At 44.4% G+C, this 23,833-nt stretch carries 18 protein-coding genes and 2 pseudogenes; 5 read left to right on the top strand and 15 right to left on the bottom strand.

What is annotated here, in order from left to right; all coding sequences use genetic code 11:
* Positions 1–9: 9 nt before the first annotated feature.
* From LGZ99_RS05320 to LGZ99_RS05310, 3 genes are read right to left on the bottom strand one after another with little or no spacing between them, the layout of a single operon-like run.
* Positions 10–1,155: an ABC transporter permease gene (locus tag LGZ99_RS05320; RefSeq protein WP_262978913.1), complete on the bottom strand. Its 1,146-nt coding sequence runs from the start codon at positions 1,153–1,155 to the stop codon at positions 10–12.
* Positions 1,155–2,300, bottom strand: a complete 1,146-nt coding sequence (locus LGZ99_RS05315; protein WP_036836744.1) for an ABC transporter permease — start codon at positions 2,298–2,300, stop codon at positions 1,155–1,157. Before LGZ99_RS05315 ends, LGZ99_RS05320 begins: the two co-directional genes overlap by 1 nt.
* An 11-nt stretch (positions 2,301–2,311) precedes the next feature.
* A complete protein-coding gene (locus LGZ99_RS05310) occupies positions 2,312–3,283 on the bottom strand; it encodes an HlyD family secretion protein (protein ID WP_262978908.1) in 972 nt (323 codons plus the stop codon).
* Between the two features lie 235 nt (positions 3,284–3,518).
* On the opposite strand from LGZ99_RS05310, the gene LGZ99_RS05305 reads away from it, so the two are divergent.
* The 3 genes from LGZ99_RS05305 (at position 3,519) to LGZ99_RS05295 (ending at position 7,909) form a co-directional block, all read left to right on the top strand.
* Positions 3,519–5,216, top strand: a complete 1,698-nt coding sequence (locus tag LGZ99_RS05305; RefSeq protein ID WP_023045004.1) for a sensor histidine kinase — start codon at positions 3,519–3,521, stop codon at positions 5,214–5,216.
* Between the two features lie 2 nt (positions 5,217–5,218).
* Positions 5,219–5,935, top strand: a complete 717-nt coding sequence (btsR, locus tag LGZ99_RS05300) for a two-component system response regulator BtsR (RefSeq protein ID WP_023045003.1) — start codon at positions 5,219–5,221, stop codon at positions 5,933–5,935.
* A 171-nt stretch (positions 5,936–6,106) separates the two neighbouring features.
* A complete protein-coding gene (locus LGZ99_RS05295) occupies positions 6,107–7,909 on the top strand; it encodes a carbon starvation CstA family protein (RefSeq protein WP_021323317.1) in 1,803 nt (600 codons plus the stop codon).
* Positions 7,910–8,379: 470 nt separating this feature from the next.
* Here the strand turns inward: LGZ99_RS05295 and LGZ99_RS05290 are convergent.
* Positions 8,380–8,727: pseudogene (locus LGZ99_RS05290) on the bottom strand (IS630 family transposase); the annotation flags it as partial.
* Positions 8,728–9,151: 424 nt separating this feature from the next.
* Entirely contained in the window at positions 9,152–10,156 is a 1,005-nt protein-coding gene (locus LGZ99_RS05285; protein ID WP_262978907.1) for a fucose-binding lectin II, read from the bottom strand.
* A 410-nt stretch (positions 10,157–10,566) separates the two neighbouring features.
* On the opposite strand from LGZ99_RS05285, the pseudogene LGZ99_RS05280 reads away from it, so the two are divergent.
* Both LGZ99_RS05280 and LGZ99_RS05275 read left to right on the top strand, forming a co-directional pair.
* A pseudogene (locus LGZ99_RS05280) lies at positions 10,567–10,728 on the top strand (IS982 family transposase); the annotation flags it as partial.
* Between the two features lie 168 nt (positions 10,729–10,896).
* Positions 10,897–11,478: an HD domain-containing protein gene (locus LGZ99_RS05275; protein ID WP_262978906.1), complete on the top strand. Its 582-nt coding sequence runs from the start codon at positions 10,897–10,899 to the stop codon at positions 11,476–11,478.
* A 149-nt stretch (positions 11,479–11,627) separates the two neighbouring features.
* On the opposite strand, the gene LGZ99_RS05270 is transcribed toward LGZ99_RS05275, so the two are convergent.
* The 10 genes from LGZ99_RS05270 to rimP all read right to left on the bottom strand — a co-directional run bounded on the left by LGZ99_RS05270 (position 11,628) and on the right by rimP (position 23,659).
* The gene (locus LGZ99_RS05270; protein WP_262978905.1) at positions 11,628–13,568 is read right to left on the bottom strand and encodes a DEAD/DEAH family ATP-dependent RNA helicase; all 1,941 of its coding nucleotides are present in this window, start codon (positions 13,566–13,568) and stop codon (positions 11,628–11,630) included.
* Positions 13,558–13,632: a protein YrbN gene (gene yrbN, locus LGZ99_RS24785; RefSeq protein WP_350305794.1), complete on the bottom strand. Its 75-nt coding sequence runs from the start codon at positions 13,630–13,632 to the stop codon at positions 13,558–13,560. The genes LGZ99_RS05270 and yrbN overlap by 11 nt, the downstream gene beginning before the upstream one ends.
* Before the next feature lie 107 nt (positions 13,633–13,739).
* Complete coding sequence (gene nlpI, locus LGZ99_RS05265; protein ID WP_021323312.1) at positions 13,740–14,624, bottom strand: lipoprotein NlpI; 885 nt, start codon at positions 14,622–14,624, stop codon at positions 13,740–13,742.
* Between the two features lie 122 nt (positions 14,625–14,746).
* Positions 14,747–16,876: a polyribonucleotide nucleotidyltransferase gene (gene pnp, locus LGZ99_RS05260; protein WP_036836736.1), complete on the bottom strand. Its 2,130-nt coding sequence runs from the start codon at positions 16,874–16,876 to the stop codon at positions 14,747–14,749.
* Positions 16,877–17,122: 246 nt separating this feature from the next.
* Positions 17,123–17,392, bottom strand: a complete 270-nt coding sequence (gene rpsO / locus LGZ99_RS05255; RefSeq protein ID WP_021323310.1) for a 30S ribosomal protein S15 — start codon at positions 17,390–17,392, stop codon at positions 17,123–17,125.
* Positions 17,393–17,514: 122 nt separating this feature from the next.
* Complete coding sequence (gene truB, locus LGZ99_RS05250) at positions 17,515–18,462, bottom strand: tRNA pseudouridine(55) synthase TruB (RefSeq protein WP_036836734.1); 948 nt, start codon at positions 18,460–18,462, stop codon at positions 17,515–17,517.
* Complete coding sequence (rbfA, locus tag LGZ99_RS05245) at positions 18,462–18,872, bottom strand: 30S ribosome-binding factor RbfA (protein ID WP_036836733.1); 411 nt, start codon at positions 18,870–18,872, stop codon at positions 18,462–18,464. The genes truB and rbfA overlap by 1 nt, the downstream gene beginning before the upstream one ends.
* A 65-nt stretch (positions 18,873–18,937) precedes the next feature.
* Complete coding sequence (infB, locus tag LGZ99_RS05240; protein ID WP_036836732.1) at positions 18,938–21,652, bottom strand: translation initiation factor IF-2; 2,715 nt, start codon at positions 21,650–21,652, stop codon at positions 18,938–18,940.
* Positions 21,653–21,676: 24 nt separating this feature from the next.
* A complete protein-coding gene (gene nusA / locus LGZ99_RS05235; protein ID WP_021323307.1) occupies positions 21,677–23,185 on the bottom strand; it encodes a transcription termination factor NusA in 1,509 nt (502 codons plus the stop codon).
* 21 nt (positions 23,186–23,206) lie between these two features.
* Positions 23,207–23,659 (bottom strand): ribosome maturation factor RimP, encoded by a 453-nt coding sequence (rimP, locus tag LGZ99_RS05230; protein ID WP_023043415.1) that lies wholly within the window; start codon positions 23,657–23,659, stop codon positions 23,207–23,209.
* Between the last annotated feature and the right edge of the window lie 174 nt (positions 23,660–23,833).

Below are 23,833 nucleotides of genomic sequence, written 5' to 3'. Positions count from 1 at the left end.
TATAAACCATCACTTAAACATCCTGCGCAAATAATAGGTCATTTGCCTGAATTCACCATTACGCACCCTCCCGATCAAAATCCCCAGCAGCGTATAAACCACGCCAAGGATCAGCATCATGGCGATATCTCCTAATACATTCTGTAATGGCAGCCCCATCTGGTTAACACCTGCAATCGCTTTTGTCGCCCAAGTGGATGGTAAGGCGGAAGAGATTGCCCTTACCCAATCAGGCATCGCCTGTACCGGCCAGATTGTGCCGGAAATATAAAACACAGGCGTTGTACTAAGGGCGAGCGTCAGATAGATCATTTCCACACTGCGCATGCATTCTGTCACCAGCTTCCCTAATCCAAACACCGACAACATAAACAGGAAAGTCAGCATTAATAACAGAGGAATAGACGCTTCCTGACGGTATCCCAATACCCACGGCCAAAGAACAAAAAATATGATGGAGAGGAAAAGCCAGATGGGTAATAACGCCGATAATGCCCCTAAATAGACGGGTAATGGTGGTTTACCTTTCGGCGTACTGCGCATCGTAATACTGACCCGCACACAAGATATCAGCAAAGAGTGTTGCAACAACATCACCAACAAACCAGGAAAGGTAATTGCAGCAAAGCTAACACCTGGGTTAAACAACCCAACAGTTTCACTACGAATTGGCATCAGTAATAACTTTACCTGTTCAGGACTGAAACCATATTTTAGTAGTAATTTGCTGTTATATTCACTCAACAATTGCCGGTGGGCAGAGGCCAACTCTTGCTGAATCTGTCCATTGGCAAGACGGCTCGTTGCATCTCCATAAATCGGGAAGGTGATATTTTTTCCATTAAGGATATTTTTCTCCAGATCCGCCGGTATGATAATAATCGCAAAAATTTCACGTAACAGCAGATCGTGACGGGCATCAGCCAGATTGTCATAGCTGTGGACAGCAATTTTAGCCGTGGAATTAAGCTGACGTATCAGAGCACGACTGGCGAAGCTGTGATCCCGATCGATCACGGCAACGGGCAGATCCCATACGGTTGGCCGGACATACACTAAACTCATCAGACACAAGGAAGCCAGCATCAACATCCACATGGGTTTTTCCAGCATTCCCATTAACACCCGGCGAAAAGTCTGCCAATACATCTGCATCATTCACCACCTTGTGGCAGACTAAGCCGTTTCAATAACCGGTTACGCACCAGCAGGGAACAAACGACCGGATAAGTCAGTAACGAAGCACAAACAGATAAAATACCCAGCAAAGAAACCTCACGCAGAAAAATATCAAACATCGCATTCAAGGCATGAGTCAAAGGCTCAAGATTGGCAATTATCCTCGCCGGTAATATCATTGATAATTCGGGTACTGACATACCTGAAAAGGTCATCGCAATACTTACCAGCACCCCGATAAGGCTATAAGCTGTCAATGCGCTATTGGTGAAAGTAAATAGCAACAGGCCAATACTTTGAGCAGCAATCACATAGAAGAAACCTACTACCACCATATATATTGGATTGCCATTCACTTTTGCATCAAATACCCCAATCAGCGCCGCCAATTCCACAATCAACAACAGAGTAAAAAACAGGGTATAAGGCGCCAGTTTTCCCAACAGGGCGAAGGTAAACGGTTTCATTGCCATCAGCGTATTGCTGCGGGACATACTGTAAATCGTGCAAGTCACAACAAAAAGCTGTAACAAATGGATAGTAGCCGCAAACTGCTGATAATAGATGTAGCTACCACTGGCGTTGAACAGACTGTCATAAGCGAGTGTGACATTGGCTAACGGAGGTAACTGGCGCCCCATCTCCGTTGCCAATACGGAACGGTATTTCACATTGATCTCCGCCATTACTCCACTGAAATCCTGAATAGAATAACTCCCGGCACCATAAAACAATGCGTTGTAATACATACGAACTGTTGGCTGGTACCCCCGGAGAGCATCAGCCTCAAAATCATTCGGGATATAAAGTAGAGAGTAATCCTTAGCGTTGCCAAGCCGTTCAAGAGATTCATGCAATCCACCATCGTAGGATTTAATCTGCGCATGCGAAGCGCCATCCAGATTACGGATCAGACTACGTGACAACGGGCTATGATCATTATCCACTACCGATACCGGCAGATTGAGCAACGTCCCTTCTGAAAAGTTAGCGCTGATTAGCACAAACAGCATCAAAGGGAATAACCAACTTAGCCAGTGAAAAACCGGACTGCGGATCGTAGCCCGAATCTCTTGACTAAAAGCGCGTTCAAACCCACGCCATGCAACCTTGCCCCTCATCAGCAAGTCACCTATTTATCCCAACGCCACAAAGCGCTCATACCAGGGCGTAAACCTTCAACCGGCTGTAAGGGGAACAAACGAACTTCAAAGGTTCTTAGGTCAAAATCACCGGTTGCACGAGTCGCGCGTTTGGTTGCGTAATCTCCCATCGGAGCGATATAACGTATTTCTGCTTCGATCTCCTTATCACCCAGCGCAGGAACACGGAGTTTGACTTTATCCCCTTTGCGCACTTTCGCCAGAATATCTTCCCGCAAGTTATAAATAAAATAGGCTTCCGAGACACGAACTAATGTCACCAGCGGGCTGTTGGCATTAAATAATTCACCCACTTCTGCCGGAATCGGCCCAACTTCACCCTCAACTGGCGCTTTAACCTGCAAATCCTCTTTCTGGGTTTGTAACTCAATGAGTTGCTGTTCAGCCTGACGCAGAGCCGCCGCATATTTCTGGCGTAGCTCAATCCGGTCACCATGCATACCTTCATCTAACGCGGCTTTCGCTCCCTGCATTTTTTGATAGGAAACATCCCTACTTCTGCGGGCGTTATCCAGTTCATTTCGCGAAACATAGCCTTTAGACGCGATGTTCTGAATACGGTTATATTCACGTACCGCATTATCATATTCAGCCTGAGCCTGTGCCAAACCCGCTTCCAGATTCCGGATACTTTCTTCACGCGTACCATGCAGAGATTGCTCTAACTGGGCTTTAGCCTGATCACGGACAGCTTCCAATGAGGCAACTTGAGCCAGTAATTCAGGGCTTTCAAGTGTGATCAGCAGCTGACCGGTTTTGACATCATCTCCCCGTTCGACGTGGCGCGCGATCACCCGGCCTTTGGCTTTAGATGTCACAATCACTTCCGGCGCATCAACTTCACCTTGCAACAATAAATATTGGTTATGAGAACGAAATAACACAGCCATTGCTGTGAGCAAGATAACCAGTAAGATCGTAAAAAGTGTTCTTTTTTTCATTATGTCTTACACACCCAAAATTGCTCAACCTGAAACTAATAACATCTTCACATTATTCTATAGAAAATTTCTTATATATTTGTGCGTATAATCACTGGCGGAAAGAATAAGTTTTTATAATAGTGTAGTGGTTTATGATTCTTGTCAAATATTGAACTACTTGAAATAAACTTTTGATAATCTTATTTAGCTATTTCTGTAAACTAACAACATTCACCATCCTGCCGGAAAACCCATGTACGAATTTAACCTTGTGTTGTTATTACTACAGCAGATGTGCGTCTATTTGGTGATCGCCTGGCTGCTAAGTAAGACACCGCTGTTTATTCCACTGTTACAAGTTACAGTGCGTTTACCTCATAAATTGCTGTGCTATGTCATTTTCTCCATTTTCTGCATTATGGGGACTTATTTTGGTCTGCATATCGGTGATTCCATTGCCAATACCCGTGCTATTGGCGCTGTACTTGGCGGACTTCTGGGCGGACCAGGCGTCGGTGCTTTGGTTGGCTTAACCGGAGGGCTGCACCGCTATTCTCTGGGCGGGATGACCGCTTTCAGTTGTATGATATCGACCATTGTTGAAGGTTTAATCGGTGGCATTATTCACAGCTATCTGATGAAACGGGGTCAAATAAACCGGCTGATTAATCCCTGGACAGCCGCTATCGTCACGTTTTGTGCTGAAATGATACAGATGGGCATTTTACTGCTACTTGCCCGCCCATACAGTGAAGCATTAGCGTTGGTAAAAAATATCGCCTCCCCGATGATTGTCACCAATAGTATTGGTTCAGCCATGTTCATGCGTATCTTGCTTGACCGGCGTGCCATATTTGAAAAATATACCAGTGCATTTTCTGCTCAGGCACTGAAAATCGCTGTCTATACTGAGGGTATTTTGCGAAAAGGATTCAATGAAAATAACAGTATGCGGGTAGCAAAAGTTATTTATCAGCAACTGGAAATTGGAGCCGTCGCCATTACAGACCGGGAAAAACTGCTGGCGTTTATCGGTATCGGTTCAGATCATCACCTTCCTGGAACACCTATTTCTTCAGAACACTCCCGCCGGGCGATTGAAAATAATGAAGTGGTTTATGCCGATGGCAATGAAATACCTTACCGTTGTTCAATCAATCCAGCTTGCAAACTAGGCTCCACCCTGGTCATTCCACTACGAGGAGAAAATCAGCAAGTTATCGGAGCAATTAAACTTTACGAAGCCAAAAACCGTCTGTTTAGCTCAATCAATCGCACCTTGGGGGAAAGTATTGCCAGCCTGTTATCTGCCCAAATCCTCGCCGGACAATATGAACGTAACAAACAATCACTGCTCCAGTCAGAGATTAAGCTGCTTCACGCGCAAGTGAATCCTCACTTTTTATTTAATGCCTTAAATACCCTGCAAGCAGTGATCCGACGGGACAGTCATCAGGCTGGTCAGTTAGTACAATATATCTCAACCTTCTTCCGTAAAAACTTGAAACGGTCAGAAGAGATTGTCACTCTGTCTGATGAGATAGAGCATGTGAATGCTTACTTACAAATTGAGAAGGCCCGTTTCCGTGATCACCTGCAAATAACTATTGAACTGCCGGAATCTCTGCTTCACGCCAAACTGCCTGCTTTTTCCCTCCAACCAATAGTAGAAAATGCGATCAAACACGGCACATCACAATTACTGGAAACCGGTAGGATTACCATCCGGGCTTATCAACAGGATCGATCGCTGATATTGGAAGTGGAAGATAATGCGGGTCTTTATAAGTCAGTTTCTATGGGGGATGGACTAGGAATGAGTCTGGTGGATAAACGGCTGCGACTTCGCTATGGTGAAAATTATGGTGTGCAAATAGATTGCCAGCCAGAACAATTTACCCGCGTAATTTTATGTTTACCATTAAATAAAGAGGCTGATAAAACTGTGTGAGCATGAATATATTAATTGTTGATGACGAACCACTGGCGCGAGAAAACCTGCGTTGTTTGTTGGAAGAAGAGCGGGATATCCAAATTATTGGCGAATGCGCCAACGCCGTTGAGGCTATTGGCGCCATACATCGCCTGAAACCGGATGTTGTGTTTTTGGATATCCAGATGCCACGTATCACCGGATTAGAAATGGTAGGTATGCTCGATCCAGAGCACCGCCCCTATATCGTTTTCCTGACCGCATTTGATGAATATGCAATACAAGCGTTTGAAGAGCACGCATTTGATTATTTATTAAAACCACTGGAAAAAAACCGTCTGACCAAAACCTTACAACGATTGCGGCAAGGGCATCAGAAACAGGATATTTCCATACTGAAAGCAGAAGAGCCGCTGAAATATATCCCATGCACAGGCCACAGCCGGATCTGGCTGGTTCAACAGGATGAGGTACTTTATGTCACCTCCCGCCCAAGCGGAATCTATGTTATGTGTACCAACGGGCAGGAAGGATTCACTGAACTGACGCTTCGCACACTGGAAACCCGTACACCACTGATGAGAAATCATCGTCAATATTTGGTCAATATGACCCATCTGCGCGAAATCCTGTTTGGTGATAACGGACAAGTCGAACTGGTTTTACGTAATGGTCAAACTATTCCTGTCAGCCGCCGCTATTTGAAGCCGCTGAAAGAGGCATTAGGCTTGAAGTAATGCGTGACATTCATCACATTTTCAGCAGGTTAGTGAATTCTGACTCACCGCTTACCTGCTGAATCTAACCACTTAACCCGCCATACAACCACTCACTCAGACTATCCCTTATGACTTCATTTAACTGTGACAAGATAGGAATAAAAAACTATAGTCCTCAGGAGAAGAGAAATGCAGCACGCTCTCACATTTGTTATTGCGACGTTGTGTATCCTGGTTATCTGCTACCGTTTGTACGGCGTATTCTTCGTTAAGAAAGTATTGAAAGCTGATGACAGTGAAGTGACACCTTCGCATTTACTGGAAGACGGCAAAGATTATGTGCCCACGAAAAAATGGGTGAATTTCGGTAGCCACTTCGCAGCAATCGCAGCCGCAGGGCCTCTGGTTGGCCCAGTATTAGCCGCTCAATACGGTTATCTGCCCAGTATGTTATGGCTGTTAATCGGCTGTGTCATCGGCGGTGCTGTACACGATACTGTTGTTCTATTCGCCTCAATGAAACATCGCGGTAAATCGCTGTCAGAAGTTGCCAAAGCAGAACTTGGCCCAGTTGCAGGCTGGTGTACCGGCCTTGCAATGTTGTTCATCATCACGATTACCATGGCAGGTCTGTCTATGGTGGTGGTTCACGCATTAGAACGTAACCCTTGGGGAACATTTGCAGTATTTATGACCATCCCGGTAGCCATCGGGGTCGGCCTGTGGGAACGCGTTACCGGCAATATGCGCGGAGCAACCTGGGTAGGCATTATCACCATTATGGCCTGTGTGCTCATCGGCCCTTATATTCAGGAATCTGCTTTCGGTGAATGGCTGAGTCTGCGTACATCCACCGTCAGCATGGCACTGCCAATCTATGCATTCTTCGCAACCGCCCTGCCTGTCTGGATGCTGCTGACCCCACGTGGCTATCTCTCCAGCTTTATGAAAATTGGTGTATTCGGTGCGCTGGTTGTGGGTGTGATCTTTATTAACCCAGAGATCCAATTCCCGGCAGTGACTGAATTTATTCATGGCAATGGCCCGGTGCTGGCTGGACCGGTATGGCCGTTTATCTCTATCACTATCGCTTGTGGTGCAATTTCTGGTTTCCACGCATTTATCGGTTCGGGTACGACACCAAAACAGATTGATAAGTGGAGTGATATTCTGCCAGTTGGCTTCGGCGCAATGCTGGCAGAATGTGTCGTTGGCGTAATGGCGCTGATCGCTGCAACATCCCTGTATCCTGCTGACTATTTCGCGATTAACTCCGCCCCGGAAGTCTTCGCCACACTGGGTATGGATGTTGTCCATCTGCCAACGCTCAGTCAGGAAATTGGCCTTGATCTGTATGGCCGTACCGGTGGTGCAGTAACGCTGGCAGTGGGTATGGCGGATATCTTCACCCGTATCCCTTGGTTCAGCCAATTAGCATCCTATTTCTTCCAGTTCGTCGTCATGTTCGAAGCGGTGTTTATCCTGACAGCGGTTGACTCTGGTACACGTGTTGCCCGCTACCTGCTGCAAGATTTTCTGGGCGATATCTGGGCGCCGCTGAAACGCCTCGACTGGTTACCGGGTTCGATCGGTTGCAGTATCGTTGCCTGTTTACTGTGGGGTTATCTGCTGAATTCCGGTGATATCAATTCAGTTTGGGCACTATTTGGTGTATCCAATCAACTGATGGCATCTATCGGCCTGATGATTGGTGCAACAATTATCCTGCGCTTGTCTGAAAAACGCTGGTATATGTTGACCTGTCTGATCCCACTGGCTTACCTGTATGTTACGGTAAACTACGCGGCTTACTGGATGGTGAAAAATGTCTATTTCAACTCCGCAGCAAAAGGTTTCAATATCTTCAACGGGACTATTTCCATTGTGATGGTTATCCTCGGCGTAGTGATTATGGTTTCTTCTATCATGCAATGGCTGAAACTATGGCGCGCACGCAGTGCAAACAATCCGGTCGAAGTATTAACTAACTGATTCTTCTTAGTATTAAAGATCAAAGCGGCCTCTTTATGGGGGCCGTTTTAAATACATTAAACTGATAATTAAGTTTTCTCGTTTTTCTGTATTTGATTTTTTTAGGTTTAAAACCAGAGAGTAACAGATGTATTAATGGTATTAATAACAACGCTCGTTTCTTTAATAACCTTTAATGCTTTTAAACTTTTCCGTGCTTTTTTCGCTGAAAATTTGCTTAATCCTGTTAAATGTTTCAATATAATCTTATGTTTTTGCTATTGGATTAATGTTGTCATTTTTCCACCTGATTAATCAATTTAAAACCTGTTTTTCCTGCTGTTTTCTCTTTCTATGTCAGCAAAGCATCGAATCTTTTACCCGCTCTTAAAAAAACTTTAATCACTGCTTTTTACTTTTCATGATTAAAGTTTTTACCTGTTTTTTCATGATGAGCTTGTTCTTTTTTGTGTCACTGTTTCATGCAGGGATTTCCACAGGCGTTCAAGTTCTTCCAATACATTGATAAATAATCGAGAATTCTTATTTAACCCGCCAACATAGGTGATTTTCCCTATTTGAACATTCAGGCAACCCGCAAGGTAATGTTTTTGGTTTTTTCCCGGTGTCACTATACGTTTCTGTTGCCCTTTTAAATACCAGTCAGCCCCGATTTTTGGATTTAACTCGATATCGACTTCATCTTCATAAAAAACCGGATGTTTTTCCGAGCACGTTGACAATGCCTCGATAATTTTCGCCATTTTTTCATGGTATTCGGGATCGGGTAATTTAAGCGTCGGTGCTGCCCTTCGCCAAACGATGCCTATTTTATGTAATATTGTTTGGATTTTCGGTTTAAATAAATTTCAAATAGTGTTGAAAACTCCACATTTAATTATGCAATTTCTTTATATCTTTGATGATACAGAATGATTTGTATTGTTGAAGATTAATATTACTGGTTAGTTATAATCAAGATTATGGTTTAATGGTTTAATGGTTTAATGATCGGTTTTATTTGTTTTTATCTTTGTAGAAATAAAAATATATACTAAGAGATAAGGTATATGTAAATTAAGTTGGAATTAAATCATTATATTGTATTTTTTAACTTCTTTTTATGTGTTTTTTATTTTATGTGGGATGGATAATGATTGGAAATATATTTTATTAATGATTCTCATGGCATAAAAAAGCGGAATATAATACCGCTTTAATGTATTAATGATTTTTTTGGTGAAATTAACTGGATATTTTAAACTAATTTAACAGTGGCCAATTCAATACCACCACGCTGTCATTGTAATTATTATTGGAATCATTTTCGGCACCAATAGTTACTGTTCCCGGTTTTCCATCAAGGGTATTATAGGAGTAACGGAGTTTACAGGGTTTGCCATCCCCGATAATCTCGATACAGACTTTTCCTGTACCTGATGTATAAGCTTTGGTATAGGTTCCTTTGCCGGTGAATGTATCTACCAGAAAATCGTCAATATAGACTTTTACTGTTTGTTGATGGGTAGTTGTATTAGTATAAGCTATCAGACCAAATCGAATACTTTGAGGTAACTGGAAACAGTGTTTACCATTGTCATTAGTGCCACATGTTCCGCTACAGCCTCCATTATTTCCTCGGTCACTGCCTAATAAATCGATATCAACGGATACTGCTGCTTGGATTTTGTTGAAGGGACCTCCGGTATAATTAGAAATAGGGGCAGGTCCATAATCAATAGCATTCGATTTCAGATTAAACCGGATATAATTACCTCCTTTGAATAGGTCAATACGAGAATTTATTCTCTGTACAGCCGCATCTAGATTGGTGCTGAATTCTGTGTATTTCTCTGTAATGCCCCATCTGGCTGAAATAGAGTTCCGTTTAATCGTATGTGAATTCACAGTGTAATCGACACAATCACTGCCTTTGAAGAAGCAAACAATATTTGTTGTAAATTCTGTAGCTGCATCTATCCCATTTTCAAATTCGGTTCCTTTCAGTCCGGGCCATCCATCTGCAATAAATTTCGGCCCATCAATCACCTTAGCTTTTGCGATATCGAATTTAACATATTGCGAGCCTTTAAAAAAATATAAATAACCATTTAAATTAATCACATCATCAATATGTCTTTGAAACTCGATAGGGAGATCAGGCCAATCGTTACTGATAGGTTGAGGGTAGGCTATGTCTGCGCTTTTTAATGTTTCATTATATCTGGTGTTATCTGCATTAAGGAATAAATAGACATTTGAGTTCATTAATATATATCCTTCATAGTTTTTAAATTTGCTATTGATTTTGCGTATTTATTAAATTTACTGTTCATAGGTAAAATACATTAATAATGATATTAAAATTATTTTGCGAAACAGAAAAATTTACGCAGTGAAAATTAATATAAAAGATAGATTGTGGCAATGCTATATATTAATAGATTATTTATTGATTTAATGATGTTGTTTTTTTGAAAAAATATAAATATATACTAAGGGATAAGAGTTATATTATGCAATGAAGGTGTAAGACACTATTTTGTATTTATGTTTAATTTGTTTTAATGATAATAAATTAAAAATAAATAAGGTTTCATAATAGTGCTACACTCATTTTTTACCTTCCTGGTTTTTGCTGTGATGAAAACGATGCCAAAAAAGCATCAACATAATTAGATCAGTTAAAGGATATTTCACAGATAGAGCACTCACGACACCGTAGTATACAGGGATTAATGTTGAATGTGTTGGAAGGACTCATCGCTTATTGTCTCAAAGAGAACAAACCGTCACTGAATATTTCCCGCTCAGAAATGGATAGGTTAGTGACGGCTTAACCAGAATTCAGGTTAAGTATATGAACGAAATTATTGTTCCCAGCTTTTTTCTGGTATGGTTATCTATATGAAATGCCAACAGCCCCCAGCAACTTTTTAAAAAAAGTCATTTTCATGGAACATTTAAACAGGTATGAAATGCTATTCCGAGAGTTCATTTCTAAAGAAATGAATACGGATCCTGCACATGACATCAACCATATTATGAGGGTAGTACAAACGTCAGAAAGATTATGTCTGCAAGAGAAAGCAAACAGTAAAGTAATCATACCCGCAGCTTACCTGCATGATTGTTATGCTCTCCCCAAAAATCATCCAGACAGAGGGAGAAGTTCACAAATTGCTGCTGATATAGCGATCACGTTTCTGGAAAAGATAGCCTACCCCCAGAAATACCTTTCAGACATTCATCATGCAATTGTCGCCCACAGTTTCAGTGCAAATATAGTACCGACAACCTTAGAAGCGAGGATCGTTCAGGATGCAGACCGTCTAGACGCACTTGGCGCAATCGGTATCGCCCGGTGCATTCAGGTCGGTATAACATCCAACAGTCAGCTGTATTCTGAAATTGATCCATTTTGTGTTGATAGGGAACCAAATGACAAAATGTATACCGTGGATCATTTTTACACCAAGCTTTTTCGGCTCCCTGAGACAATGCAAACTACAGCCGGCAAAAATGAGGCCCACAAGCGGGTATCATATATGAAAGGGTACTTAGAACAGTTGAATGATGAGATTCAATAAACAACCTGAAAGCCAAATACCACTAAAAGGAAGCAATCCCCAAGAAAACTGAGCACACCGCGATTGAAACACTCGGTAGATTGCAGTGCACTGACAACAAAAACGGCTCCTGTAAAAAGGAGCCGTTTTATCATTTAAATATCAGTCAATTACTGCGCGTTGCTGTTGTTATAACGACGGCGTGGAGCAGATGAACCATTATCATCGCTACGGCCACGGAAATTGCTACGGTTTTGGCCTTCACCACGACTTTCACCACCGCGACCTTCGCCACTACGGCGTTCACCGCTGAAACGACGACCACCACCGTTGAAATTCTCGCGATCACGGCGAGGAGCATTACCACTACCGTTACCATTACCATTACGTGGGCCACCACGGCGTTCGCGACGTTCAAATGGCTGTGCATCACCCATTAACTGCATATTCATTGGCTTATTCAGAATACGGGTACGGGTAAAGTGAGACAATATTTCGCCTGGCATACCTTTTGGCAGCTCAATTGTTGAATGAGTTGCAAACAGTTTGATGTTACCAATATAACGGCTGCTGATATCGCCTTCGTTAGCAATCGCACCAACGATATGACGAACTTCAACACCATCGTCACGACCCACTTCAATACGGTACAGTTCCATTTCGCCAACATCACGGCGCTCACGGCGAGGGCGATCACCACGTTGTTCACCCCTATCACCACGATCATCGAAACTATTGCGACGACGATCATCACGCTCGTTGAACTCACGACGAGGACGGCGAACCGGATCTGGTGGCAGAATCAACGGACGCTCACCTTGTGCCATTTTCAACAACGCCGCTGCCAGAGTTTCTATATCCAAATCTTCCGCAGGTTGCAATTTGGACAACAGAGCACGGTACTGCTCCAGATCGCTGCTTTCCAGTTGTTGCTGTACATTAGCTGCGAATTTTTCCAGACGGCGCTGACTCAACAACTCGGCATTCGGCAGTTCAACTTCAGGGATAGTCAACTTCATTGTACGTTCAACGTTACGTAACAGGCGGCGTTCACGGTTTTCTACAAACAGCAACGCACGACCAGCACGCCCCGCACGACCTGTACGGCCAATACGGTGAACATAAGATTCCGCATCCATTGGAATATCATAGTTAACAACCAGACTGATACGCTCAACATCCAAACCGCGCGCGGCAACATCCGTTGCGATCAGAATATCCAAACGACCATCTTTCAGACGTTCCAGTGTCTGCTCACGCAGTGCCTGGTTCATATCACCGTTCAGGGCCGCACTATTGTAACCACTACGCTCCAGTGCTTCCGCCACTTCCAGCGTTGCATTTTTGGTACGCACGAAAATAATCGCAGCATCAAAATCTTCAGCTTCCAGGAAACGCACCAGTGCTTCATTTTTACGCATACCGTAAACAGACCAGTAGCTCTGGCTGATGTCAGGACGGGTAGTTACACTCGCCTGGATACGCACTTCCTGAGGATCGTTCATGAAACGACGAGTGATGCGGCGGATAGCTTCCGGCATCGTTGCAGAGAACAGCGCAGTTTGGTGCTCTGCCGGGATCTGGCTCATGATGTTTTCAACATCTTCGATGAAGCCCATACGCAGCATTTCGTCTGCTTCATCCAAAACCAAACCGCTCAGGTTAGAAAGATCCAAAGTACCACGCTTCAGGTGATCCAGAAGACGCCCAGGTGTACCTACAACAATTTGTGGGCCCTGGCGCAAAGCACGTAATTGAACGTCATAACGTTGCCCACCATACAGAGCAACAACATTCACGTTACGCATATGTTTAGAAAAATCTGAGCACGCTTCAGCTACCTGTACCGCCAGTTCACGAGTCGGTGCCAGCACAAGGATCTGCGGAGCTTTCAGCTCAGCATTGATGTTATGCAGTAAAGGCAAGCTGAATGCCGCCGTTTTACCGCTGCCGGTCTGTGCCATACCCAACACATCACGGCCATTTAGTAAATGGGGAATACATTGTTGCTGGATTGGAGATGGCTTTTCATAGCCAAGATCTCCCAGTGCAGAAAGAATAGGTGCTGATAAACCCAGATCAGCAAAAGAGATTTCAGTCTCAGTGGTCATGTAATGGTGCCTCATTAGTTATGGCGGCCAGTCTACATAACGCATTGAAAAAAATTTCGGTCATTTTCATTTAAAATGTGAACTGGCTCAAAGTATTTAATTAAACGAACAAACAAGCCCTCATCGGTCAAGATGATGGACTTTACTAATCGATCTCGAAATGTTCGTCAGCTATTGCTGGTCCGATTCTGATAGGTCGTCTTGTTCCTGGCCTAACAGCGCCAATTCCAACAATGCATAGCGGTGCTCAACAAAGTTATGTGCGTTGTTAGCCACCGTCAGCTTGAATAACGCAGATGCGCTATCCTTGTCCCCCAGACTTAGGTAATGTTTACCTAAATAGAAGTCAGTTTCACTGAGATGCTCAGCGAGCGAAGTGTTATCCGTTGCATTCTCTTTCAGGCGATCCATCAATGTATATTCACTGATTTTGCCTAAATAGAATTCAACTATATTCCAGCCCCATTGCCCCCGGTTCGCTCTTTCGTAGTGTTGCGACAAGTTTACCATCGCTCCTTTAGGATAAAATTCTTTTTCCACCAGGTACAACCACAACGAACGGAAGGGATCATTTGGATCGTCTTGATAAAACGCCTGCAGATCATCCTGCGCTAACTTATACCGGCCACCGTAATACAACGCGATGCCGCGGTTCAGACGCGCGTAATTGTAAGTTGGATCAAGCTCTAATACAGAATCAAACGCTTCATAGGCGGCATCAAAATTGCCAGCCTGCGTAAAGTAAATTCCCAGATAATTAAAAATCTCTGGAATATTAGGCCGAATAGACAAGGCAATAGAAAAATCATTCCGTGCCAAAGCTCTCAGCCCGAGACTATCATACAGCACACCCCTCTCATATAAAAGCTGTGCGTACTCATCTTCTGTCAATGATCGACTCGCAAGAATCTGTTCCATACGGGCCAGAATAACTTCCTGCTGCAATGAAGGTTGTAATGGAATAGCAAAAACTTCGTTTTTACGCCAATCCTTGCTGCTGCATCCTGCCAAAATAAGTATTGCTACAGCATAACACCAGCGCAGAAAAAAATTCATTTCCTACTCCCAAAGTCAGACATTGATTAAGAATGCCCTATCACCTATTGCATTTATTGGGCCTCCTGCCCTGAGTCTATTAAACGGCGCTTTTTTACAAGACACCGTTTATGACATCAAATTTATTCTGCTGATTGTGGTGCTGGTGGTGCTTCCTCAACAGCTGTGCCGGCTGTTGCTTCTTTGATGCTCAGGCGAACACGGCCCTGGCGATCAATTTCCAGTACTTTAACTGATGTTTCCTGACCAACCTGCAAATAGTCAGCCACTTTCTCAACACGCTTATCAGCAATCTGCGAAATATGCACCAGACCTTCTTTACCACCACCGATAGCAACAAATGCGCCGAAATCAACGATACGGGTTACCTTACCGGCGTAAATACGGCCAACTTCGATCTCCGCAGTAATTTCTTCAATACGACTGATTGCATGTTTTGCTTTTTCGCCATCAGTTGCAGCAATTTTCACTGTGCCATCATCTTCGATCTCAATGGTAGTCCCGGTTTCTTCAGTCAGTGCACGGATAACCGAACCACCTTTACCGATAACATCTTTGATCTTGTCAGGGTTGATCTTGATAGTATGAATGCGTGGTGCAAATTGAGAAATATCATCACGTGGAGTGGTAATTGCCTGCTCCATCACGCTCAAGATATGCAAACGCGCACCTTTTGCCTGATTCAACGCAACTTGCATAATTTCACGGGTGATACCTTCAATTTTGATATCCATTTGCAGCGCGCTGATACCTTCACAGCTACCCGCTACTTTAAAGTCCATGTCACCCAGATGATCTTCGTCACCCAGAATATCAGACAGCACAACAAAGTTATCACCTTCTTTCACCAAGCCCATTGCAATACCAGCAACAGCGGCTTTAATCGGCACACCTGCATCCATCAACGCAAGAGATGCTCCACAGACAGATGCCATTGAAGATGAACCATTAGATTCTGTAATTTCAGAAACTACACGAACTGTGTATGGGAACTCGTTAGCTTTTGGCATGACTGCCAATACACCACGTTTAGCCAAACGGCCATGCCCAATTTCACGACGCTTTGGTGACCCCATCATACCTGTTTCACCAACAGAATAGGGAGGGAAATTATAGTGCAGCAAGAAGCGATCTGTACGTTCGCCCATCAGCTCATCAATGATCTGTGCATCACGTTCTGTCCCCAGCGTCGCAGTAACCAGAGCCTGAGTTTCACCGCGGGTAAACAATGCAGAACCGTGAGTACGGGGCAGAACACCAGTACGTACGTCCAACGCACGAACCATATCTTTTTCGCGGCCATCAATACGTGGTTCACCGCTCAGGACACGGCTACGAACAACATTTTTCTCTAAGCTGCCCAGAATTTCATGGATTTCCGCTTCTTCCAAAGTTTCATCCTGTTCCAACAACGCAGCTGTAACTTCATCTTTGATAGCATCAACCTGAGCATAACGCTCCTGTTTCTCAGTGATACGATAAGCATCACCCAGACGGCTTTCTGCCAATTCAGCTACACGATCATGCAGCGCCTGGTTAACAGGTTCTGGCACCCAATCCCATTTCTCTTTGCCCGCTTCCGCAGCCAACGCATTAATGTTATCAATAACCACTTGTTGTTGATCATGACCGAACACTACCGCACCCAGCATTTGCTCTTCAGTCAGCAGATCTGCTTCAGACTCCACCATCAAAACAGCACCGGCAGTACCTGAAACCACCAGATCCAGACGGCTGTTTTTCAGCTCATCACTGGTTGGGTTCAGTACATATTGATCATTAATATAACCAACGCGGGCCGCGCCAATCGGGCCATTGAATGGAATACCAGACAATGCCAGCGCAGCAGAAGCGCCAATCATTGCAACGATATCCGGGTTAATTTGTGGATTGACAGAAACCACAGTCGCTACAATCTGAACTTCGTTCAGAAAACCTTCCGGAAACAGAGGACGCAAAGGGCGATCAATCAAACGGGCTACCAACGTTTCGCCTTCTCCTGGGCGACCTTCACGACGGAAGAAGCTGCCAGGGATACGGCCTGCGGCGTAAGTACGCTCCTGATAGTTAACCGTCAGCGGGAAAAAATCCTGACCAGCTTTTACTTTTTTCTGACCAACAACAGTGACGAATACAGCAGTGTCATCCATATTGACCATGACAGCAGCCGTGGCCTGGCGAGCCATCATACCAGTTTCGATAGTAACGGTATGTTGACCATATTGAAATTTACGAACAATCGGATTCAGCAAAATAATATCCTTTCGTTAACGTTGTCTTTTATATTCAGCAGACAACAATGAATGATCTCTTCATGCCACATCCTCGCGACTAATGACAGGTCTCATTCCTTTAAGCACTCTCATTAGCCGCGCGAACCTCTGTAACCGAAGAGCCTTACCCAAAAATCATCATTAGCATTCTTATGCTGCTACATATGATGATTTCTCAGAAGAAAAGGGGCCATATATGGCCCCTTTCCACTGAAACTTGCTTGATTAGCGACGTAAGCCAAGACGCCCAATCAGCGCAGTGTAACTTGTTACATTCTTACGCTTCAGATAGTCCAGCAATTTACGACGCTGAGAAACCATGCGCAGCAGACCACGACGGCTATGGTGATCTTTTTTGTGCTCTGAAAAATGGCCTTGCAGGTGGTTAATCTGTGCAGTCAGCAGAGCAACCTGCACTTCACTAGAACCACTGTCATTCGCATCACGACCAAATTCAGCAATAATTTGCGCTTTTGCTTCAGTACTTAGAGACATATTACAACTCCAAAAATACATAAATTAAAATTACGGGTGCCGATCTCTAATTCAGCCACCCAACATATAGCTGCGCCATTCTACGCTGCAAATAAGTTAAGCGCAAGATAACCCCAAATACCCTAATCCCGGCTTTCAACAACCAAACGGCGAGGAGCAACAAGCCCATCGTCATTGATAACAGCAATGCCAATGAATTTGCGTTCATTACCCTCAGTTACGCGCACCATACTCTCAACCAGAGCCAGAGATTTAGCACTTCGTACCGCCTGACCTTGTTTAAAATAAGCCGCAACTACCGGAAGTAAATTAACCTCTGGGAAATGAGCAACTGCACTATCCATTGGTAATAACAACGGATCAATTAATTCGTCTACAGGTATTTCCCGATCTTCGGCCTGCTTTTGCAATTCATATAATTGCTCAAGCGTAACCATTCGATCACTTGGATAATTCGCTACCTGTAAACGACGTAAATAAATAACGTGTGCGCCACAACCTAATAATTCGCCTAAATCATCAATAATAGTGCGAATATAAGTTCCTTTCGAACAGTGTATTTCCAATTCCAGTTCATCATCTTCCCAGCGGATAAACTGTAATTCATAGACCGTAATTGGCCGTGCTTCCCGTTCTACTTCAATACCTTGACGGGCATACTCATACAGTGGTTTCCCCTGATGTTTCAGTGCAGAATACATGGAAGGGATTTGCATAGTATTACCACGGAATTTAGCCAAAGCTTCATTAAGCTGAGCCTGATTTAGCCGGATTGCTCTTTCACTGATGATCTGTCCGTGTGAATCAGATGTGTCAGTACGCTGGCCAAGACGGGCTATCACCCGATAACGCTTATCAGAATCAAGTAAGAACTGGGAAAACTTCGTAGCTTCACCGAGACAAACCGGCAGCATACCCGTTGCCAACGGATCCAACGCGCCAGTGTGACCAGCTTTGTTGGCGTTGAAAATACGTTTTACTTTTTGCAACGCATCATTAGAAGAAATATCCTGCGGCTTATCCAGTAACAACACGCCATGTATATCACGACCGCGACGACGACGCCCCATTACTTCTCCTCTTTATGATCCACAGAAGCCCGGCGCTGTTCATCATTCTTCACGACATTAGTAACCAGATTGGACATCCGCATCCCCTCTACCAGGGAATTATCATAGGAGAAAGTCAGTTCTGGTACGACACGCAAACGCATTGCTTTACCCAGCAGAGAACGAATAAAACCAGAAGCTTCATTCAATGCCTTGATACCGTTTTTCACCACATCGGAATCATGTTCTTCAGTCAACACATTCAGAAAGGTAACAAATACTTTGGCATAAGCCAAATCACGGGAAACTTCAACGCCAGAAACAGTCGCCATGCCGATCCGGGGATCTTTTACTTCTCTCTGTAAAATGATGGCAATCTCTTTTTGCATTTCTTGTGCAACGCGCTGAGTACGGCTGAATTCTCTTGCCATTGTTATATCTCCTGACATTTGGGGGGCATAAGCCCCCCAACAATGAAATTAACCAGCGGTAGGAATTAAGCGATAGAACGTTTAATTTCAATAATTTCAAATACTTCGATCATGTCGCCGACACGAACGTCGTTGTAGTTCTTAACGCCGATGCCACATTCCATACCGTTACGGACTTCGTTAACGTCATCTTTAAAGCGGCGCAGGGATTCCAGTTCACCTTCGTAAATCACCACGTTATCACGCAGTACGCGGATTGGGTTATTACGCTTAATGGTACCTTCAGTCACCATACAACCTGCAATCGCACCGAATTTCGGTGATTTAAACACATCACGAACTTCTGCAAGGCCCATGATCTGCTGTTTATATTCAGGCGCCAGCATACCACTCATTGCCTGTTTAACTTCATCAATCAGGCTATAGATAACGGAGTAATAACGCAGATCCAGGTTTTCATTTTCAACGACACGGCGTGCAGAAGCATCGGCACGAACGTTGAAACCCAGAATAATTGCATTGGAAGCAGCAGCCAATGTAGCGTCAGTTTCAGTAATACCACCTACACCAGAGCCGATGATTTTCACTTTCACTTCATTGGTAGACAGTTGCTCCAGTGCTTCGCGGATTGCTTCACATGACCCTTGAACGTCAGATTTCAGAACGATATTCAGTTCAGAAACTTCACCTTCTTCCATATTAGCAAACATGTTTTCCAGTTTAGATTTCTGCTGACGAGCCAGTTTGACTTCACGGAATTTACCCTGACGATACAGAGCCACTTCACGGGCTTTCTTCTCGTCACGTACAACAGTTGCTTCATCACCAGCTGCCGGCACGTTGGACAAGCCAAGGATTTCCACTGGAATAGATGGGCCCGCAGAAAACACTTCACGACCCAGTTCGTCACGCATCGCACGAACGCGTCCATATTCAAAGCCACAAAGTACGATATCGCCTTTGTTCAAAGTACCTTCCTGAACCAGTACTGTCGCAACCGGGCCACGACCTTTATCCAAGAACGATTCAATAACAACGCCGCTTGCCATACCAGAATAGACAGCATTCAGTTCAAGGACTTCAGCCTGTAGCAAGATTGCGTCCAGCAGTTCATCAATTCCGATACCAGCTTTAGCAGATACATTGATAAACTGAGTTTCACCACCCCACTCTTCAGGCTGAACACCGTGCTGAGAAAGCTCAGTTTTCACGCGATCCGGATCGGCTTCTGGTTTATCGATTTTGTTAACTGCAACAACCACAGGAACATTCGCTGCTTTTGCGTGCTGGATAGCTTCGATAGTCTGAGGCATTACACCATCATCGGCAGCAACAACCAGAACCACGATGTCAGTAGCTTTCGCCCCACGCGCACGCATTGAAGTAAATGCAGCGTGTCCTGGAGTATCCAGGAAGGTAATCATGCCACTTTCAGTTTCAACATGGTAAGCACCGATATGCTGGGTAATACCACCCGCCTCACCAGAAGCCACCTTCGTAGAACGAATGTAATCCAACAGAGAAGTTTTACCGTGGTCAACGTGACCCATGATAGTCACAACCGGCGCACGAGATTCGGCTACAGCTTCACCGGTATCGCGGTCACTCATCAGCGCTTCTTCCAGTTCGTTCTCACGACGCAGGATGACTTTATGACCCATTTCTTCAGCAACCAGCTGTGCAGTTTCCTGATCAATCACCTGGTTGATAGTTGCCATTGCGCCCATTTTCATCATAGCTTTGATGACCTGAGAGCCTTTAACCGCCATCTTATTAGCCAGCTCAGCAACAGTAATAGTTTCACCAATTACAACATCACGGTTAACTGCGGCTACAGGCTTATTGAAGCTCTGTTGCAATGTACTGGTTTTACGTTGTTTGCCTTTTGTACGGCCAACTGCACGGGCTTCTTCACGATCCGCTTTGGATTCAGAATGTTTATTATTTTTCTTCTGGCGAGTAGTTTTACCACTGCGGCTACGAGCACGGCGATCACCTTCAACTTTGGCATCATTTTCGTCTTCTGCAGCACGGGCGTGGCGAGAGGTAGTGACATGATAATCTTCATTATTATCGCTGGAATCTGAATCATTTGACCATTTATCCTGATTCTCCTCAGCCATACGGCGAGCCTCTTCAGCAACGCGTTTAGCTTCCTCTTCTACCTTACGGCGCACTTCTTCTTCTGCTTTACGCTTAAGATCAGCAGCTTCTGCTTCTCGACGCGCTTTCTCATTTTGAGCTGGTTTTTGTTTATGTTCGGTATGTTGATTGGTCACTTTTTCATTTTCCGCTGCCTGGCGCTTAGCTTTTTCAGCTGCCTCACGTTTGGCTATTTCTTCTGCCGCACGTTTAGCCTGTTCTTCAGCGAGTTTCTTCGCTGCTGCTTCGGCTTCGCGTTGCGCTTTTTCTTCTGCTTCGCGCCGTGCTTGCTCTTCCGCTTCACGCTTCGCCTGTTCTTCCGCTTTAGTCTGTTCAACTGCATCGCGGTTTACATATGTGCGCTTTTTACGGACCTCGACGGCTACCGGTTTGCTTTTTCCATCGGTGCCTGAAACACTCAATGTACTACGTGTTTTACGCTGTAATGTTAATTTATCTGGTTTACCAGCTGAACCGCCTTGTTCGCGGTTCAAATGTGCCAGTAAAGCTTCTTTCTCTTTCTGGGAGACAAAATCAGCTTCGGTTTTTTTAATCCCTGCATCAGCAAATTGCTGTACCAGGCGATCAACCGAAGTCTGGATCTCTTCTGCCAGTGATTTTACGGTTACATCTGTCATGCTGTTCCTTCCTGCTACAGTTTATTACGCATCATCACCAAACCAACAGATATTGCGAGCAGCCATGATGAACTCTCCTGCTTGCTCATCACTCAAACCTTCAATATCCGATAGGTCGTCGATACCCTGCTCGGCAAGATCTTCCAGCGTACAGATGCCACGGGCAGCCAGGTCAAATGCCAGAGTGCGGTTCATACCAGTCAGATTTAACAACTCTTCAGTTGGTTGCTTATCACTAAGACTCTCTTTCTGAGCCAGTTCCAAAGTAGTTAAAGCAGCTTTTGCACGTTCACGTAGGACTTCGATAGTTTCCTCATCAAGGCCATCAATTTCCAGAAGCTCCTTAATTGGCACATAAGCCAGTTCTTCCAGAGTTGAGAAACCTTCTTCGACCAGAACAGTTGCGAACTCTTCATCAATATCGAGATGCTTAGTGAATGTATCAATAGAAGCGTGAGCTTCTGCCTGATGTTTTGCTTGCAGCTCCTCAGCAGTCATGACATTTAATTCCCACTTGTCATCACCACGGTGTTTTTTCAGCAACTGCGCAGCCAGACGCACATTTTGACCATTACGGCCGATAGCCTGAGCCAAGTTGTTGCTTTCAACGGCAACATCCATCGTACATTTGTCTTCGTCAACAACAATGGATGCAACATCAGCCGGAGCCATAGCATTAATTACGAATTGAGCTGGGTTATCATCCCACAATACGATATCAATTCGTTCGCCGCCCAGTTCACTGGAAACGGCCTGTACTCGCGCGCCACGCATACCAACACAAGCACCAACCGGATCGATACGCTTATCATTAGTTTTTACTGCGATTTTAGCGCGGGAACCCGGATCACGGGCAGCAGCTTTAATCTCAATAAGCTCCTCACCAATTTCCGGAACCTCAATACGGAACAGTTCAACCAACATTTCCGGGCGGGAACGGCTGACAAACAGTTGCGCACCTCGTGCTTCAGGGCGAACATCATACAGTACACCACGCACGCGGTCACCTGGGCGGAAATTTTCCCTTGGTAACATGTCTTCGCGAAGGATAACTGCTTCAGCATTATTGCCCAGATCAAGCGTGATATTTTCACGATTTACTTTCTTAACGACACTGGTGATGATCTCACCTTGCTGCTCGCGAAACTGGTCAACAACCATGGCGCGTTCAGCTTCACGTACTTTCTGTACGATAACCTGTTTAGCTGTCTGTGTTGTAATACGGTCAAATGTGACTGATTCAATTTGATCTTCGGTATAACCACCCAAATCAATTTCAGGCTCTTCGAATCTAGCCGCTTCCAGCGTAATTTCACGAGTTGGCTGAGTCACTTCTTCAACAACTAACCAACGGCGGAAGGTGTCAAAATCGCCAGATTTACGATCTATACTGACACGAACATCAATATCTTGTTCATATTTTTTCTTGGTGGCTGTGGCCAGTGCTGTTTCCAGCGCCTCGAAGATTTTTTCGCGTGGAAGAGATTTTTCGTTGGAAACCGCTTCCACAACAGCCAGAATTTCTTTATTCATCCTAGTTGCCTCATCCGAACTTTAAAAGTGGGGTACCAGGTTCGCTTTCTGGATGTTGCTCAGTGCGAACACTTCATCTTTTCCATCCACCGTAACCGTGATCATTTCGCCGTCGACAGTTTTGATAATGCCCAACCATTTCCGACGGTTTTGCATTGCTATACGTAAAACCAGACTGACTTCTTCACCAATAAAACGCTGGTAATGTTCAGCCGTGAACAATGGACGTTCTAGGCCAGGTGAAGAAATTTCCAGGTTATAAAGCACCGAGATAGGATCTTCGACATCCAATACTGCACTGACCTGGTGGCTAACATCAGCACAATCATCAACAGTGATACCATTCTCACTATCAATATAGATCCGCAGTGTAGAAACACGCGCACGAATAAACTCCAGACCGACTAATTCAAAGCCTAAAGCTTCAACTGGTGCTGAAATCATCGCTGTTAATTTTTGTTCTAATGTGGACAAACCCACCCCCAAGACATAAAAAAAGGGCTCATTAGCCCAGTAGTTCTGTTGTCAAATAACAAAAAACCCCGAAATTCGGGGCTTTATGCAACTGGACCCTATTTGCTGCCAGTGACTTAAACCACTCACTTCGCGCACCTTTCAAATCAGGATCAATACGTTAAATATTGCTGA

The sequence above is a fragment of the Photorhabdus temperata genome, from assembly GCF_025384845.1.
GTDB lineage: Bacteria > Pseudomonadota > Gammaproteobacteria > Enterobacterales > Enterobacteriaceae > Photorhabdus > Photorhabdus temperata.
This window is presented reverse-complemented; position numbering and strand designations above follow the sequence as displayed.